Here is a 16,276-nt window from a genome sequence, read left to right on the forward strand (position 1 = left end):
GGCAGTTATTAGTTAAAACCATAAATATAACAATTTAGCCCTGTAACGCCTGCCAATCGATTAGGCAACAAAATAAGTTAACAAGTAGACAAGTTAAAAAATTAGGAGTGTTAAAATGAGCTTTATTTATATGATTATCATGGGTCTTATCGTTGGTGTTATCGCACGTGCTATCAAGCCAGGTGCGGACGCAATGGGTTGGATTCTTACCATTGTACTCGGTATTATTGGTGCGCTAGTAGGCGGTTTCTTAGCAGGTATGCTAGGTATGAATGCCAATGGTGGCTTTACCGGTCTAATTTTCTCAGTCATTGGCGCCATTATTGTGCTATTCGTTTATGAGTTAGCGACGGGTAAACGCCGTATTGGTTAATGCTGCATTAGTTAATTAAGCAATCAATTTAAAATATCAATTAAAAAAAGGCATTTAATTTAGATGCCTTTTTTATTGGCTAAAATTTCCTGAACGCATAGTCACATGGCATCTAACGCTTGGCATTTTGGCTTTAAATTTTTTTCAGTTTCATTTTTTTGCGGTCATTGTCTCACTAAGTTTGGAATCTCAGCTTAGAATGATGCTATATTGTTGACTTGGTTTTTAGCACTAGATACCTACTAGACCCCTACTAGACAATGATGAGATACTAAGGTAAATATTTTCATGGAACAATTTGTCAATTTTCACACGCAAAATGGCGTTTTAGAAATCCAGTTTAATCGTGCTGATAAAAAAAATGCCCTAACCAATGCCATGTACCAAGCCGTACAAAGCGCAATGGAACAGGCAAAAAGTGACGATAATATTCGAGTGATTTTGTTTACGTCAACGGGGGATTTTTTTACCGCAGGTAATGATCTTGTCGATTTTTTAAACAAAGCTGAAAACGATAATGCCGAGCTTAATGCGTTAGATTTCGTGCAGTTTTTGGGTGATTATCCCAAACCCATCGTGGCAGCGGTGACAGGCTCAGGCGTTGGCATTGGCTTGACGTTACTACTTCATTGTGATTTGGTGTATATCGTAGAAAACGCTAAATTATTGGCCCCATTTGTGGATTTATCGTTGGTGCCAGAAGCAGGTTCGACCCTTTTGCTGACGCAAAAAATTGGTTATCAGCGTGCCTTTGAGGTGTTTGTGATGGGTGAAAAAATCACAGGCAAACAGGCAGTTGAATTAGGCTTAGCCAACCAAGCTTTTGCTAGTAGCGATGAGGTATTAAGCACGGCGCGCCAAAAAGCAGAAACGCTTGCCAAAAAATCGGTGCCATCGGTACGACAAACCAAAGACTTGATGCGTAATGCCACAGAAATCCTAGCGCGTATCCAACAAGAAAATACTCACTTTAGTAACCGTCTACAGACGGATGAAGTCAAAGCGATACTGCGCAAATTTATCCATAAAAAGTAAGGCAAAAAAGAACAATAATGCAAAAAAGCCTTTTAATTGGCAAATTAAAAGGCTTTTATTTGACCCAATTTATTAGATAGCCATTATTTGGCTACGACAAACTGTTCAATTTGCGCACGCACCAAATTTGCATCATTATCAAGCACAGTCACATACTGCGCTAAGCTTTCGATATTATCAGTATGCTTGGGGCGGGGAATATCAAGTTGACCGACAGCTTCGGTGATAGTTTCGGCAAATTTGGCTGGCAAGGCGGTTTCAGCGCACACAATGACTTCACCCTCTTTGCGTACTTCACGAGCCACTTTTATCCCATCGGCGGTGTGCGGGTCAATTAGCTGATTGTCTTCGGCATACACTTGTTTGATCGTGGCGATACGATCGGCATGTGTTGATTTACCTGATGCAAAGCCATATTTGCCATTGATATTTGCCATCAAATCCGACATATCAAAGCCTTTACCTGTGTTGACATCCTGCCAAAGCGTATGGATTTTTTCGCCATTTTTCTCAGCGAGCAGGTATACAAAACGCTCAAAATTCGACGCTTTTGAAATATCCATCGATGGGCTTGATGTCACATAAGTCTTGTCAGCAGTACGCGGGCTATATTTACCAGTAGTAAAAAAGTCGTGCAGAACGTCGTTTTCGTTGGTGGCAACGATTAAACGCTCGATGGGCAATCCCATTTCACGGGCAATATGTCCGGCGCAGATATTACCAAAGTTACCCGATGGCACGCAGAAACTCACCTTTTGGCTGTTGTCGGTAGTACTAGCAAAATAACCTTTAAAATAGTAGACAATTTGCGCGAGGATACGACCCCAGTTAATAGAGTTGACAGTCCCAAGGCTATATTTGGCTTTAAATTCGGCATCTTGCTGCAAGGCTTTTACGATATCCTGGCAGTCATCGAACATACCTTTGATGGCGATGTTATGGATATTTTTGTCATCGAGGCTATACATTTGTGCGCGCTGGAACTCACTCATTTTGCCATGGGGCGACATCATAAACACTTCGATATTGTCTTTGCCACGCAACGCATATTCAGCAGCTGAACCTGTATCACCTGATGTTGCACCAATGATGGTCAGACGCTCATTTTTTTTCTTTAACACATACTCAAAAGCATTGCCCAAAAACTGCATGGCGATGTCTTTAAATGCCAGTGTTGGACCGTTTGATAACTCGATGATTTTGATGCCATCTTTGAGTGTGCGAACAGGGGTAATATCAGGATTGCCAAATGCTTGCACGGTGTAAGTTTTATCAATCAGTGTTTTTAAATCGTCTTTTGGGATATCGGTGGCGAATAATTGCATGATTTCAAAGGCAAGCTCAGGGTAGCTTAAAGTGCGCCATTGGGTGAGCGTTGCTTCATCAATCTGTGGATATTCTTCAGGTAGCATTAAGCCGCCGTCTGGGGCAAGCCCCATTAGTAACACATCACTAAATTGCATAGGGGCCGTTTTGCCACGGGTGCTGATATAGTTCATCTTTCCATCCATTTAATCAATTTGATGCAGTTTAGCATAAACCTAGCATTGCGATGAATGCCAATTTTTTAACCACGTTTTTGCAGTAAGGCATAATAAAAGCCATCGCCATCGTTTTGATGAAGCGGCAAGCATTGATAACCGATGTCCCGTTTGATTTGGTTAGGTAAATTAAGGCTAAAATCCACGATTTGCGCCTCTTTATGTGTGGCTAAAAACGCTTGTAATTGATTTTCATTCTCTGCTTTTAACATCGAGCAAGTGATATAGAGTAGATAGCCGTTACCTGCTAAATTATGCCAACAGTTTGCTAAAATATGGGCTTGTAACGCAGCAGTTTGCCCCACATCTTCTTCGGTGCGTAGCAGTGCGATATCAGGATGGCGGCGAATCACACCTGTTGCGGTACAAGGTGCATCAAGCACTATCACATCAAATTGGGTATCGGCTTGAAACGTTGTGGCATCATCACATACTAATTGTATATTTTCTTGGTTCAACTGCAAACGCTCAAGGTTTTGGCTTACCCGTTGTAAACGTTTTTCATCGTTGTCCAAAGCAATTACATGCGCGATACTTTGATGTTTCACGTGAAACGTTTCTGACTCATCAAGCTCCAATAAATGCGCCAGTTTACCCCCAGGCGCAGTACAAGCATCTAGTACCGTCAAAGATTTATCTAAGGCGAGGCTTGCCAAAATATGTGCTGATAACTGGGCATGTTTGTCTTGCACACTGACCCATCCTTCGGAAAATTTAGGCAAATCGGTGATTCTTATAGCGTCAGTGAGTTGAATGGTTTGCACTTTCTCAAAGCCAATTGATACTAGGGCAAACTCGATGCCTTGTTGGGTTAATACATCGGCATAATCTTCTACACTACAAAATTTGCGATTGACGCGTAAGAATATGGGCGCAGGTTGGCGAAGCGCTTGTCCAAGTTCGGCATAGTATTCACCCCAATCCTGTTTGAGCTGCTTGGCAAGCCAATTAGGTAGACTGTGGTTTTTCTCAATTTTCTTGGCAAATTTGGCAGGTTTTTTTTGCACCTTTCGCAGTATGGCATTGATAAGTCCAGCACCGTAACCTTTATCCAGTTGTTTGACTGCTTCGACCGTTTCACCAATCGCCGCGTAATCTGGCGTGTCCATATACAGCAGTTGGTACAGTCCGATATTGAGTGCTGCCCATACGCCTTTGTCAGTGACTTCATGTTCAATCAAGCTTTCACCAATACGAGCGAGTGCCCACCATTGACGCAGCGTGCCAAGCAATAATTCATGGGCAAAGCCTTTGTCTTTGTCGCTCACTTGGTTGAGTAGTGGGTCAAGCAAGCTAGACAATGACTCGCCTTGTTGGATACGCTCAAGGGTGGCGACAACTTTGGCGCGAGTGTTAAGCTGAGAATGTAATTGGGTCATGATGTGCCTAATTGGTTATGAGTGAAAAATATCACCATCGTTGAGTTTATCTCCATTGGCAATTTGCTCAGCGGTTAACGGCTTACCACCTGGCCACTGCATTTGGGTGATATTAATCAAATGTTGTGCACCCTGATGTTGGTGGTTGGTCGCGTTTTTACCACAGGCGACCAAAATCGCGTTACGACCCACACTGACGATTTTACCTGCGGGTTCATGGGTTTGTTGGTCGAGTTTAATGGGCGCTGCTTCTATTATTTTGATACGCTGATTGGGGTCTTTATGTTCATCAAGATAGGTAAAGGCATTTAACGCACGGATTTGACGTTGAATACTGGTAGCATCATTTTGCCAGTTAATTTCACCCTCTGCTGTGGTGATTTTCTCGGCATAATTAGCTAAAGCGTCGTCTTGTTTTTCGGCTTTTTGTTGATAATTTTCTAAATCAGACAACACCGTCACAATGGCTTCACCGCCTAATTTAGCTAATTTGTCATGCAATAGTTGGGTGGTATCTGTGTCAGTGATTGGGCACGCTATTTTATACAGCATATCGCCCGTATCGAGTCCCTGCACCATTTGCATAATGGTAATACCTGTAGTGTCATCACCTGCTAAAATCGCACGCTGAATGGGCGCTGCACCGCGCCAGCGTGGCAATAATGAGCCATGAATATTGATACAGCCAAATTTTGGAGTATGTAGCACGCCAAGCGGTAAAATCAATCCATAAGCCGCCACTACCATGATATCAGGTCGATATTGTTTAAGTGTTTCACGTGAAACACTCCCATTGGCTGATTTTAGGCTAAAACTTTCGGGTTGTTCCACGGCAATGTTATTTGCTAAGGCAAGGGCTTTAACGGGCGATGCGTTAATTTTTTGCCCACGACCAGATTTGCGGTCAGGTTGTGTATAGACTGCCACAATGTCAATATTAAGGGCTTTTTGGTGACTGATGAGCGCTTGTAAGGCGACTTTAGCAAATTCGGGCGTACCAGCAAATACGACCCTAAGCGGGGTTTGAGACATGATAAATTTCGTCTTAAATACAATAAATTTCTGCTATTATAATATGAATTGGCACAATACTTAAATCTAGCATTGTGATGATGGGGTTTTTTATTTTACCTTCATTGACCGTTTTCTTTATTGGGTATATCACGCTGTGTCAAACCAGTTTTCTCTCTACAATCGCCCAGCAGCTCGGCGACTCATCATAACCTTAGTGGCTATCGAGCTGATACTAATAGTGGCAGGTTATGGGCTGCTTTGGCTTTATGCATTGCAGCAGCAACAGCAGCTTGGTAAAAGCTACCTCGTTGAACTGGTTGATAAACTCAATCATAAAATTACCCACGGTGAGCACGATTGGAGTCAGGTTAATTTAGACCAACATGAAGCCATTAAAAATTATCAGTTGATTGTCTTTGAGCCAACGGGTGATACTACCGTTGTCAAAAACAACCATAACGATTTCTCTGACGCCTTACCCAATTGGACGCTATCTGCCAAACAAAGCAATAAAATATTTTATGATGATCGTGGCTTTGAAGTTTGGCAAAATCTGGCAGCGGGTTACCGCTTATACGTTAAAGTACAATACTTCCCGCTTTGGAACAATTTTGCCAACCCTATCTATTTGCTGCCGCTGCTACTAGGGCTTTGCCTATTTTTATATGTGATGATTCAGCTACGAAAGACTTACGAGGTTTGGTATAAATTTCTCGATTATGCCCAAAATTTGCACTTGCAAATTAGTGAAGGTTATCAGCCTGCCAAGCTTCATGAGTTTCGTAACCACCCTGAACCGCGCTATTTGGCTCAGCTGTTTAACCGATATGCTTATAAGATGGGTCAATATTATGATAAGGTTCGCGAGTTAACTTATCGACAAAATATTTTGATTGATACTTCACCAATTTTGCTATTTATCATGAGCAGAAATGGTCGGATTGTGTACTTTAACCATAAATTTTCGCAAGTGTTTTATACCCCGTTTCAGCAGGGGTCGATGTATATTCTCAGTGACTTTATCACCGGTGCCAATAAAACCACGCAGCAGCTACTAAATTCGCTTGAGAATATTCAGACTTATACGACTTTACCCGTGACCAATTTACAGCGAAATCTGTATTTTGATTTACGTATTACCCCGTATTATAACCGTTTTGGTCAATTACAAGGTTATAGCTGTGGCTTAGAGGATACCACTCATTATCACGATAAGCTGCAAAAAGCGTGGGTCGAAGATAAATTTACTGCCGATAAATTAACCAGTTTCAATAAAATGTGGGCGGTAGTGGGACATGAATTACGTACCCCACTGAGTGGTCTAGTCGGTATGATAGATTTACTTGCTGAAGATAAAGCGCAGTTTAATAGCGAGCAACAAGAAACCATCGCAACCTTGCAGCAATCTAGCCAGACCATGATTCAACTGCTCAATGATATGCTGGATGTTGCCAAATTAGACGCAGGCAAGCTACAAACCAATATCACGTCTATTGATCTCTTGAAGTTACTACGCCAAACCACTGAGCTGATGCTTGGTAATGCCCGACGTCAAAAAATTAGTTTGTATATTTTTGTGGATCCCCTTACCCCACGTTTTATTGATTGTGATGAAGGTAAATTACGCCAAATTATTTTAAACTTATTGACCAATGCGGTGAAATTTACCAAAGAGGGCTACGTGGCTATCACGGTTGATAAAACCGATAGCCATCACCCATTAATCAAGGCTAAAACCAGCCAAAATACCACTGTCACCAAAGATTGGTTAAAAATATCAGTAAAAGATACCGGCTTAGGTATTACACAAAAAGACCAACAAAAATTATTTTCCTACTTTGGACAAGCCAATGATTCCATTAGTCGGCAGTTTGGCGGTACAGGGCTGGGTTTAGCTATTTCAAATAGTTTTTCACATTTATTGGGCGGGTTTATTCATTTAGAAAGTCAATTTGGTCAAGGCAGTGAATTCCAACTATTTTTACCGATTCCAAAGTTTAGTCTGCAGTCTGCTTACCAATATAAAACTGGTAATTTAAGGGTAACACTGATTATTATCTCGCCATTTTCTATCTTTGAGCGAGTGAATAAAGTTTTAAATTATGTGGAATTATCGCACCATATCTTCACATCTATGGATGAAGCCGTTATCGATACGATTAATAACCTTGATTTGCAAGGCTTGATGCCGGTCTTTGTGATTGATGATGTAGCACTCAAAACCAATAACCATTTATTAGATCATATTCATTTTTATGCTGATTCGATTAAAATTATTTTAAGCATGGAATCTCCCAAAACTTTGCCACCCGAACGCCAATTACAATTTGATGGGTATTTGCAAAAACCTGCGTCTTTAAGCCACTTGATTGCGGAGGTGAATCATCTATACGAGTTAAAAATTAGAAAAGAAAAAATCAACACCCATCTCCCCGTACAACTGGCATTTAAGCAATTTTTGCAGCAGTACCCTAATCTCTCTCATTCTAGCGTTAGCTTAGCATCCGCACCATCACCCGTTAATAACTATAATGTCTTATTGGACACACCAATTCAATTGGTTGATGACGGGCAAACGAGTGTTGATAGCCCAACCGATGCGCATCACTCTAGTCAAAAATTGATACTAATAGCAGAAGATAACCCCGTTAACCAAAAAATTGCCAAAAAACATTTGGAAACCTTGGGTTATCGATATCTTGTAGCCGATGATGGCGAGCAAGCGGTTAAGTTACTCAGTGAAAATCGTCAGCGAATCGGACTTGTGTTGATGGACTGTCGCATGCCAATCTTAGATGGTATTGAAGCGACACGCATAATTCGTCTCAAGAAAGATAGTGTACCGATTGTTGCCTTAACCGCCAACGATTCTGATGATGATAGAAATATCTGTTTAGAAGCGGGCATGGACAGTTTTTTGACCAAACCTATCAATAAGCAAAAACTCATCGAAGCCATCAACCATTACATGGTCTGAGACAATAAAAAAAGACCAAATTAACTTGGTCTTTTTTTGTTTGAAGTCAAATATTATTAGGGTCGAGTTTTAAAAGTAAATTGGTTGGTGGTTTTTTGTCCATCATTATAAACCAAAATTTGACGATTTTTGTTCAGCTAAAAGTTTAGCAGGGGATATATCGGTGTTATTTGCTAAATCCATTTTGTTGTAGGAAATTTAACGTAATGCCTTCATGGTTAGCATGTGACATGTTGCCTGATGTTGACACAAGAAGCTTTTCTAAATATCTGGCTACCACATCCACCTCGATGTTAACTTTTGTTGCCACTTTCCAATGTCTGGCTATGTTGGTGACCTGCGCTGTATGCGGGATGATATTTAAACTAATCACATTACCTTCTACCAAATTACTGGTCAGGCTAATACCATCGACCGTTACAGAACCCTTAGTAGCGACATATTTGGTAAACTCGCTTGGAATCTCAATCTCTATGTAAATCGAGCGCGAATCATTTTTTATCAGTTTAACCGTACCCGTGGTATCAACATGACCGCTGACAATGTGTCCGCCAAATCGTGTGGTAGGCAACATGGCTTTTTCAAGGTTTAATACATCGCCAACTTGCCATTGCTGCATCGCTGTTTTATTGAGTGTTTCACGTGAAACATCAACGGCGTACCAGTCTTTACCTTGTTCTACAACAGTGAGACAAATCCCGTTACTTGCAATCGAGTCACCCAATTTGACATCAGCAAAGTCCAAATAGACAGATTGAACTTTTAAGCGTACATCACCCTGTGTTGGCGTAATCGCAACAATTTTTCCAGTAGCTTCAATAATACCTGTGAACATTATTTATCCTAATCTTTTATCATAACAATGCATTTTAATGTACTTTTACAACTATCACAAACATAAAATATTATTTAGAATAATTAAATTATGATCAGCTATCAACTCTAATTCAAATCGAGCATCAACCGTTCAAAAAATTAAGATGATAGAGGTAGCTTTTGGTGGATAACTTACCATCATAGACTAGTTATGACCTTGTTTATCTACTTATCCACTGGTCATAATTGTGATAGGTAACGGGTGTTTTGTGCGATGTTTCATGTGGAACAACGCTTATGGTCTAGTATTACAGTATAATTTGACTCTAATCATTGTTTCATGTGAAACACTTATCCACAAAAGAAATGCTAGTTTTAAAATAGTTATTAAATTTAGCTAATAATGTGGATAAGTTTTAAAAGGCAAATAATATACTAGTTTAACTAGTTTTTTGCGCAAGTTTTACCTAGCCGATTGTGTGTATTTACTTATCAAAGCAATAGGTCAATTTGATATCAACACCTATTGTTTCATGTGAAACTAGTGAAGCGACCATTTGTTGGTGAATATGCTGTGCGTTAAAGTTAATCATGGGCTTAGCACTGCTACCCAAAATGCATGGCGCTTGATACATGACTAATTCATCTACCAAACCTTGTTGTAAGAAACTAGCAGCGACCGTCGCACCCGCTTCAACCAACACATCATTGATTTGGTAATTGTCTTTTAGACTAGTGAGTAGTTGGGTTAAGCTCATAGTTGCGTCTTGGATAAGCAAAACGGGACGCTTGTTGATTTGACTTTGGTACCATGCATCCGTCATTTGGATGCGTTGACGACGGTCAAGCACTACCAATAACGGCTGGGGTATATCGTCTAAATTTACCCCTAATTGCTGACTACGGATATTTAGCGCAGGATGGTCTTGTAGGATGGTTTCGCTACCCGTAATAATTGCCCCTGCCTGCGCTCGTAAACGTTGTACATCCTCGCGTGATTGGCCGCTGGTTATCCATTTTGACTCGCCATTTGCCATCGCGGTGCGTCCATCCAAACTTGTCGCTATCTTTAAGCGCACAAAGGGCAAGCCGCCACGCATGACTTTAAAAAACCCTTCATTCAATTGATAAGCCGCTTGCTCACAAATGCCAGTAATGACTTCGATACCCGCCTGCTGCAGTTTGGCAATACCACCACCATCGACTTTAGGATTAGGATCGACAACAGCAATCACTACACGGCTGATACCCGCTTTGATTAGCGCATCAGCACAGGGCGGGGTACGTCCATGATGGCTACAAGGCTCAAGCGTGACATATGCTGTTGCACCTTGCAAGTGCTTGGCATAATGCTCATACGCTTGGCGAAGAGCAAATACTTCGGCGTGGGGTTGTCCTGCTTGATAGTGAAAACCTTCGCCAATGATTTGATTGTCTTTGACAATGACGCAGCCGACATTAGGATTGGGACGGGTGGTGAAACGTCCTTTTTTAGCCAGCTCAATGGCGCGTGACATGTAGTATTGGTGCTGATAGCGCTCAGCAGATGATAAAGTTGCCGTCATAATAAACTTAGGATTGTAGATGTTTGAGCTTGTGTGGGTGGGTCAAGTCTTCGATACGTTGATTGATTTCTTGTTTATTGGCGTCCGTGGTGAGGTTTGACACCATGTGTTTGAAGGCTTCAATATCTTGAAAATCACGATACACGCTAGCAAATCGAACATAGGCGACATCGTCAATTTGGCCCAACTCTTTCATGACGATTTCACCTAAAATTTTACTTGGCACCTCCCGCTCACCGAGCTGCCTGAGCTGTTTTTCAATACGACTAATCATGGCTTCAATGTTGTCGGTCGATATTGGACGTTTTTGTAGTGGTAGCTGCACTGAGCGACGCAGTTTTTGTCCATCATACGGCTCGATACGACCATTGGATTTGATGATACGGGGCATGACCGCTTCGATAATTTCAAAGGTAGTAAATCGCTCTTGGCACGCGGTACACTGACGACGACGGCGTACCTGCGCACCTTCTGCCGCGAGTCTTGAATCAATAACTTTGGTATCTTCAGCATTACAAAATGGACAGTGCATGCGATTTCCTAGCTAAGTTTAAACCTATTAATTTATTTGCCAATACAAAAACTGCCAAAAATCTTACCCAATAAATCATCGGCGGTAAATTCACCGGTGATTTCATTGAGGCTAATCTGTGCTTGGCGTAGGCTTTCCGCCACCAATTCACCGGCATGAAACAAATGCAGTTGTTCATCGGCTTCTTGCAGCGCCATTTGGGTACGGCGCAGCGCATCAAGATGGCGGGTTCGTGCAATCAAGCTATTTTCAGGGGGATGAAAACCGACTTTATCACAGATTTGATTGACCAATTCTTCAAGCCCTGTACCATATTTACAAGACACATAGACGGGGTGATAAATCTGCTCTTGTGATGAAAATTGCTTGGGCAAATTCTGGTGATTGTCGGATAAATCAATTTTGTTGGCAATCATTAATATCGAATTGGCATTGGGCAAGCTACCAAATAATTCGCTCGCCAACCGTAACGGCTCATGCTCACGGTGCGCATCATACACCATAAGCAGTAAATCAGCTTGGGTGATGGCTTGTCGTGCTCGCTCAATGCCCGCCTGTTCCACAATATCATCGGTTTGGCGCAGCCCAGCGGTATCGGTCAAATTCAGCGTTAGCCCGTTTAACACAATGGTTTCTTGTAGGATATCGCGGGTTGTTCCTGCAATATCGGTCACAATGGCACGCTCTTGTCCTGCTAAGCGATTGAGTAAGCTAGATTTTCCCGCATTGGGTCGCCCGGCAATCACAACTGAGACACCATCTCGCAACAGCTGCCCTTGTTTGGCAGTAGCTAACACAGTGTTTAGTTGCTCACAAACTTGGCGTAATTGCTTGGCGATGTGTTCATCTGCCAAAAAATCAACCCCTTCTTCATCCGGAAAATCGATAGCGGCTTCAACATACAGTCGTAGCTGAATTAACTGCTCAAGCAGCGCATTAATTTTTTGTGAAAACTCACCAGTCAATGAGCGCATGGCACTTTTTGCAGCAGCCACACTGGTGGCATCAATGGCATCAGCAATCGCTTCTGCTTGTACCAAATCAAGCTTATCATTATCAAAAGCCCGCGCCGAAAACTCGCCCGCTACCGCTTGATTTGCACCCAATTCAAACACACGGGTCAAAAGCTGCTGCTGCAAAATCATACCACCGTGACCTTGCAACTCAATCACATCTTCACCGGTAAAAGAATGGGGGGCAGGGAAATATAACACCAATCCCTCATCAATCACCGTATTATCACTATCATAAAATCGGCAAAAATGGGCAAATCGCGGTTTGAAAGCTTGACGACCTGTCAATGCCAAGGCAATTTGGTAACTGTTTGGACCTGATAAACGTATCACACCAACCCCGCCACGACCCAGTGGTGTTGCAATGGCGGCAATCGTTGAAGTAAGCGCTGTCTGAGAGTTATTTAACATAATTTTTTACAATCTAACATTTCGGGTAGTCAGCATTGACTCAATGCTGATATTTTAACATCCGTTCACTGATTACAACATGATTATTTTTTGCCAATAAAAAACCCTTTAAACAACGGCTTAAAGGGCGGTTAAAGTATTAAATTACGGTTCGATGGATTTACACCACGTTACGTGCTGCCTCTTTTGCCGCTTGCTCACGCTCAACTTTTTTATTGATAAAGTATTGCTGCGCCATACTAAACAAGTTGTTGACCGTCCAATAAAGCACTAGACCCGCTGGGAAGAATAGCATAAACACGGTGAAAATAATCGGCATAAATTTCATCACACGGGCTTGCATAGGATCTTGCGGTTGTGGGTTTAGCATCTGCTGGAAAAACATCGCCGCGCCCATAATCAGGGGCAAGATAAACAATGGATCCATGGATGATAAGTCACGAATCCAACCAATCCAAGGGGCATGGCGTAATTGAACCGATTCAACTAGCACCCAATACAACGCCAAGAAAATCGGCATTTGCAGCAATACCGGTAAACAACCTGCCATTGGGTTAACTTTTTCTTCTTTGTAGATGCGCATCATCTCTTGTGACATACGCATACGGTCATCACCATATTCTTCTTTTAAGGCTTGCAATCGTGGTGCCACTGCACGCATTTTTGCCATCGAGTGATAGCTTTTATTGGCAATTGGCATTAACGCGATTTTAACCAATAAAGTAAGTACAATAATTGACCAGCCCCAGTTGCCTAAGACTTTATGCACATTATCCAAAATCCAAAATAGCACTTTTGAAATCGGCCATAAAATACCGTAATCAACAGTTTTATCTAACCCCTCTGCCAAAGGTTTTAAGTTAGCTTGAATTTTTGGACCTGCATACAAGGCAGACGTTAAGGTCACTTGCTTGTTGGGAGCAACTGATACAGGGTTACTGGTAAACCCGATGATGTGATCTTTGCCAGCTTCACGGCTATAAAAATTCGCTGTGTAATCCTTTGGCACCCAAGCGGTGACAAAATAATGCTGTACTATGCCAATCCAGCCTTTATCACTGCTGGCTTTTAAACCCTCATTGAAATTACCAAACTTGAGTTTGTTGTAAGGCTGCTCTGGTGTACCCCATGCCCCCCCTAGGTAAGTCGATAGGCTAATTGCGCCTTTGTCACCTTTACCTGGGTCTTCACTATTATCACGTTTTAACTGCGCATACATTTGTCCTTGCCAAGGCTGCGTGCCGTTATTGGTGATGTTATAGCTGACGTTGATAGGATATTGACCCTTGGTAAACTTATACGATTTGATGACAGTTACGCCATCTTTTTGATAAGTTAAAGGCACGACCAATTCGGCTTGATTGGGCTGCATGACAAATTGGTTACTAGGCGCGGTAAAAGTCGCACGGCCATTGCTATTATCAATACCATTGGCGCCAATTAACCCTGACTGAGCCACATATACGCGATTACTATCTTCTTCAAGGAGTACAAATGGCTGTTTACTATCTAATGTCTGGGTCTGCTCTCGAAGCGCGGCGTACACCACATCGCCACCGACTGGATTAATACGAATATCGTATTTGTCCGTCATCACGCTAATCAGCTGTGCGCCCGTTTGCTGGGTAGTGGGAGCGGCGTTTGGTGTAGTTGCCGTTGCCGTGGGAATATCGCCCGTTGGCGTACTTGAAGCCCCCGCCACTGGTACATCATTGCTACTAACGGCTGTGGTTGTTGGGGTTATCGCCACGGGTTTATTTACATTGGTATAATCATCCCGCCATGCCAGAATCAGCAAATAACCCGTAATCAACATTGCGATAATAATCAATGTCCGTAAAATTTTTTGCATATATAGCTATCCTATCTAATGATATTGCTTAAAATCACTAGTTGCTAATAAAGGAGAAACAATTAAAAAATAGAAGACATTCTACTAAAAAAAAGTTAAAAAAGATATTCTATAAATAATTGACTTGATTACGCTATTTGAGACTGGCAACAAGTTTTTATAAATTAATGATAGTGGTAAGCATATACCAAAAAGTAAGACGGGCGTGTGTCAATATAATGATAGTGGTAGCGATATAACGGCTTAGGGACAAAATCAATCCCATGCCCACCCCAAGGATGACAGCGCGCGATACGCTTGGCTGTTAATAATCCACCCCGGTATCCCCCATGCAATCTTACCGCCTCTAAACCATAACTAGAGCACGTTGGATAAAACCGGCAACGAGGTGCCAACCACGGACTAATCAAACGCTGATAAAATATAATCATAAACAGCAAAAATTTTGCTAATAATTTATCCATGGATTAAACCCAGATTTTTTATCACCTTCATTTGAGTAGAGATATTACGAACTGCCCAAAAAATTAACTCCGCTTCAACTTTCTAATCTTATCGTTAATTAAGTTAAAGCCCATCGCTAATTGCTGCGCAATTGCTTCATTTGGCATGTCATCGGAAAACTGCTTGATAGTCAATAAAATATCAACTTGAGCATTTAGCTTATATTGATGCAACCGAAAATACTCTCGCGTTAATCGCTTAATACGATTACGCTCATGGGCACGTTTAACTTTCTTTTTAGTGATCGCAAGACCCAACCGATTTACTGGAGCTTGTCTTTGGGTGTCGGCTAAAACCACTTTGACAAAGAACAATAAGTTAAGCTGATGAATTTTAAATATCACAACAGGCTGTGACTGATCTTCACCAGTTTTGGTATGACGACCCGACATCGCTTTAAAATCTTTAGGCGTTAGTAGCCGCTGTGATTTATCAAATTTAAAAGGTTTGTCTGCAATCATGAGGATAAGTCCAAATCAATACCAAAGCACCATTAAAATAAAAGCTAAAGTTATAAATAAGAAGCTATAAAGATTTTATGGATAAGGTAAAAATAGGCTGAAATAATAGAGTAGGGGAGTATGCTAAGCGCTAGGTAAAAACGGACTTCTACTATAACGATTAGTACAACAATAAAAAAAGCGATATAAGAAGTATATCGCTTTTTACTATAACTTGTTTTAATATCCACATTATTATTAAATCAAGTTAACGAAATAGACATTACACCGTTAAACGATGACGGCCCTTAGCACGACGACGAGCTAAAACTTGACGGCCATTTTTAGTAGCCATACGAGCACGGAAACCGTGAGTACGTTTACGTTTGATTACGCTTGGTTGGAAAGTGCGTTTCATGCGATTCACCTTGGCTAAATTTACGTGACATTTAACCGATAGCGGTTAAAATACAAAATTTCAAAACAGTTAATCTTCTATTATCCTTAATTTTAACCCATAGGTCAAGGATAACTAAGCTTACCGATTAATTTCTTTATTAAAATTACTGCTACAGTCAATTATTTTGCTTATGTAAAATAACATTTTTGTATGACAAATACAACGTGACAAAAAGTTATCCACAAAAAATTTTTTTATTATTATATATTAAATAAGTATTAATTATTATTATTAAGCACCTAATTTTTAGTGGATATTTAATAGAATAATAATAAAAAACAATTATTTATAATGTTGATAAACCTGTATATAAATAGTTGATAGTTTGTTAGCAACTTCCAATTCCAACTTATCAACAATTATA

General features: G+C 41.1%; 14 protein-coding genes. 3 read left to right on the forward strand and 11 right to left on the reverse strand.

What is annotated here, in order from left to right; genetic code table 11:
- The first annotated feature begins 115 nt into the window (after positions 1 to 115).
- Positions 116 to 373 carry a GlsB/YeaQ/YmgE family stress response membrane protein gene (locus LAJ61_RS05350; protein WP_036601338.1) on the forward strand — a complete coding sequence of 86 codons (258 nt, stop codon included), beginning with the start codon at positions 116 to 118 and terminating at the stop codon, positions 371 to 373.
- 288 nt (positions 374 to 661) lie between these two features.
- Positions 662 to 1,408, forward strand: coding sequence for an enoyl-CoA hydratase-related protein (locus LAJ61_RS05355; RefSeq protein ID WP_224054744.1), 747 nt, complete (start codon positions 662 to 664; stop codon positions 1,406 to 1,408).
- A gap of 83 nt (positions 1,409 to 1,491) precedes the next feature.
- On the opposite strand, the gene thrC is transcribed toward LAJ61_RS05355, so the two are convergent.
- The 3 genes from thrC to fmt all read right to left on the reverse strand — a co-directional run bounded on the left by thrC (position 1,492) and on the right by fmt (position 5,360).
- Entirely contained in the window at positions 1,492 to 2,907 is a 1,416-nt protein-coding gene (gene thrC / locus LAJ61_RS05360) for a threonine synthase (protein ID WP_224054745.1), read from the reverse strand.
- A gap of 68 nt (positions 2,908 to 2,975) precedes the next feature.
- A complete protein-coding gene (gene rsmB, locus LAJ61_RS05365; protein WP_224054746.1) occupies positions 2,976 to 4,328 on the reverse strand; it encodes a 16S rRNA (cytosine(967)-C(5))-methyltransferase RsmB in 1,353 nt (450 codons plus the stop codon).
- A gap of 15 nt (positions 4,329 to 4,343) precedes the next feature.
- Positions 4,344 to 5,360 (reverse strand): methionyl-tRNA formyltransferase, encoded by a 1,017-nt coding sequence (gene fmt, locus LAJ61_RS05370; RefSeq protein WP_224054747.1) that lies wholly within the window; start codon positions 5,358 to 5,360, stop codon positions 4,344 to 4,346.
- A 136-nt stretch (positions 5,361 to 5,496) separates the two neighbouring features.
- Between fmt and LAJ61_RS05375 the strand changes: the two genes are divergently transcribed.
- Positions 5,497 to 8,319: a response regulator gene (locus tag LAJ61_RS05375; RefSeq protein WP_224054748.1), complete on the forward strand. Its 2,823-nt coding sequence runs from the start codon at positions 5,497 to 5,499 to the stop codon at positions 8,317 to 8,319.
- Between the two features lie 166 nt (positions 8,320 to 8,485).
- Here the strand turns inward: LAJ61_RS05375 and LAJ61_RS05380 are convergent, their stop codons facing one another.
- The 8 genes from LAJ61_RS05380 to rpmH form a co-directional block, all read right to left on the reverse strand.
- Positions 8,486 to 9,154 carry a riboflavin synthase gene (locus LAJ61_RS05380; protein WP_224054749.1) on the reverse strand — a complete coding sequence of 223 codons (669 nt, stop codon included), beginning with the start codon at positions 9,152 to 9,154 and terminating at the stop codon, positions 8,486 to 8,488.
- A 466-nt stretch (positions 9,155 to 9,620) separates the two neighbouring features.
- Positions 9,621 to 10,700, reverse strand: coding sequence for a bifunctional diaminohydroxyphosphoribosylaminopyrimidine deaminase/5-amino-6-(5-phosphoribosylamino)uracil reductase RibD (ribD, locus tag LAJ61_RS05385; protein ID WP_224054750.1), 1,080 nt, complete (start codon positions 10,698 to 10,700; stop codon positions 9,621 to 9,623).
- Positions 10,701 to 10,707: 7 nt separating this feature from the next.
- Positions 10,708 to 11,232 carry a transcriptional regulator NrdR gene (gene nrdR, locus LAJ61_RS05390; RefSeq protein ID WP_224054751.1) on the reverse strand — a complete coding sequence of 175 codons (525 nt, stop codon included), beginning with the start codon at positions 11,230 to 11,232 and terminating at the stop codon, positions 10,708 to 10,710.
- Between the two features lie 32 nt (positions 11,233 to 11,264).
- On the reverse strand, positions 11,265 to 12,656 hold the full coding sequence (gene mnmE, locus LAJ61_RS05395) for a tRNA uridine-5-carboxymethylaminomethyl(34) synthesis GTPase MnmE (protein ID WP_224054752.1): 1,392 nt from the start codon (positions 12,654 to 12,656) through the stop codon (positions 11,265 to 11,267).
- A 160-nt stretch (positions 12,657 to 12,816) separates the two neighbouring features.
- On the reverse strand, positions 12,817 to 14,508 hold the full coding sequence (yidC, locus tag LAJ61_RS05400; RefSeq protein WP_224054753.1) for a membrane protein insertase YidC: 1,692 nt from the start codon (positions 14,506 to 14,508) through the stop codon (positions 12,817 to 12,819).
- Between the two features lie 164 nt (positions 14,509 to 14,672).
- Positions 14,673 to 14,972, reverse strand: coding sequence for a membrane protein insertion efficiency factor YidD (gene yidD, locus LAJ61_RS05405; protein ID WP_224054754.1), 300 nt, complete (start codon positions 14,970 to 14,972; stop codon positions 14,673 to 14,675).
- A gap of 63 nt (positions 14,973 to 15,035) precedes the next feature.
- On the reverse strand, positions 15,036 to 15,473 hold the full coding sequence (rnpA, locus tag LAJ61_RS05410; protein ID WP_224054755.1) for a ribonuclease P protein component: 438 nt from the start codon (positions 15,471 to 15,473) through the stop codon (positions 15,036 to 15,038).
- A gap of 262 nt (positions 15,474 to 15,735) precedes the next feature.
- Positions 15,736 to 15,870: a 50S ribosomal protein L34 gene (rpmH, locus tag LAJ61_RS05415; protein WP_050326012.1), complete on the reverse strand. Its 135-nt coding sequence runs from the start codon at positions 15,868 to 15,870 to the stop codon at positions 15,736 to 15,738.
- Positions 15,871 to 16,276 lie beyond the last annotated feature (406 nt).

The sequence above is a fragment of the Faucicola osloensis genome, assembly GCF_020041925.1.
Classification (GTDB): domain Bacteria; phylum Pseudomonadota; class Gammaproteobacteria; order Pseudomonadales; family Moraxellaceae; genus Faucicola; species Faucicola osloensis_D.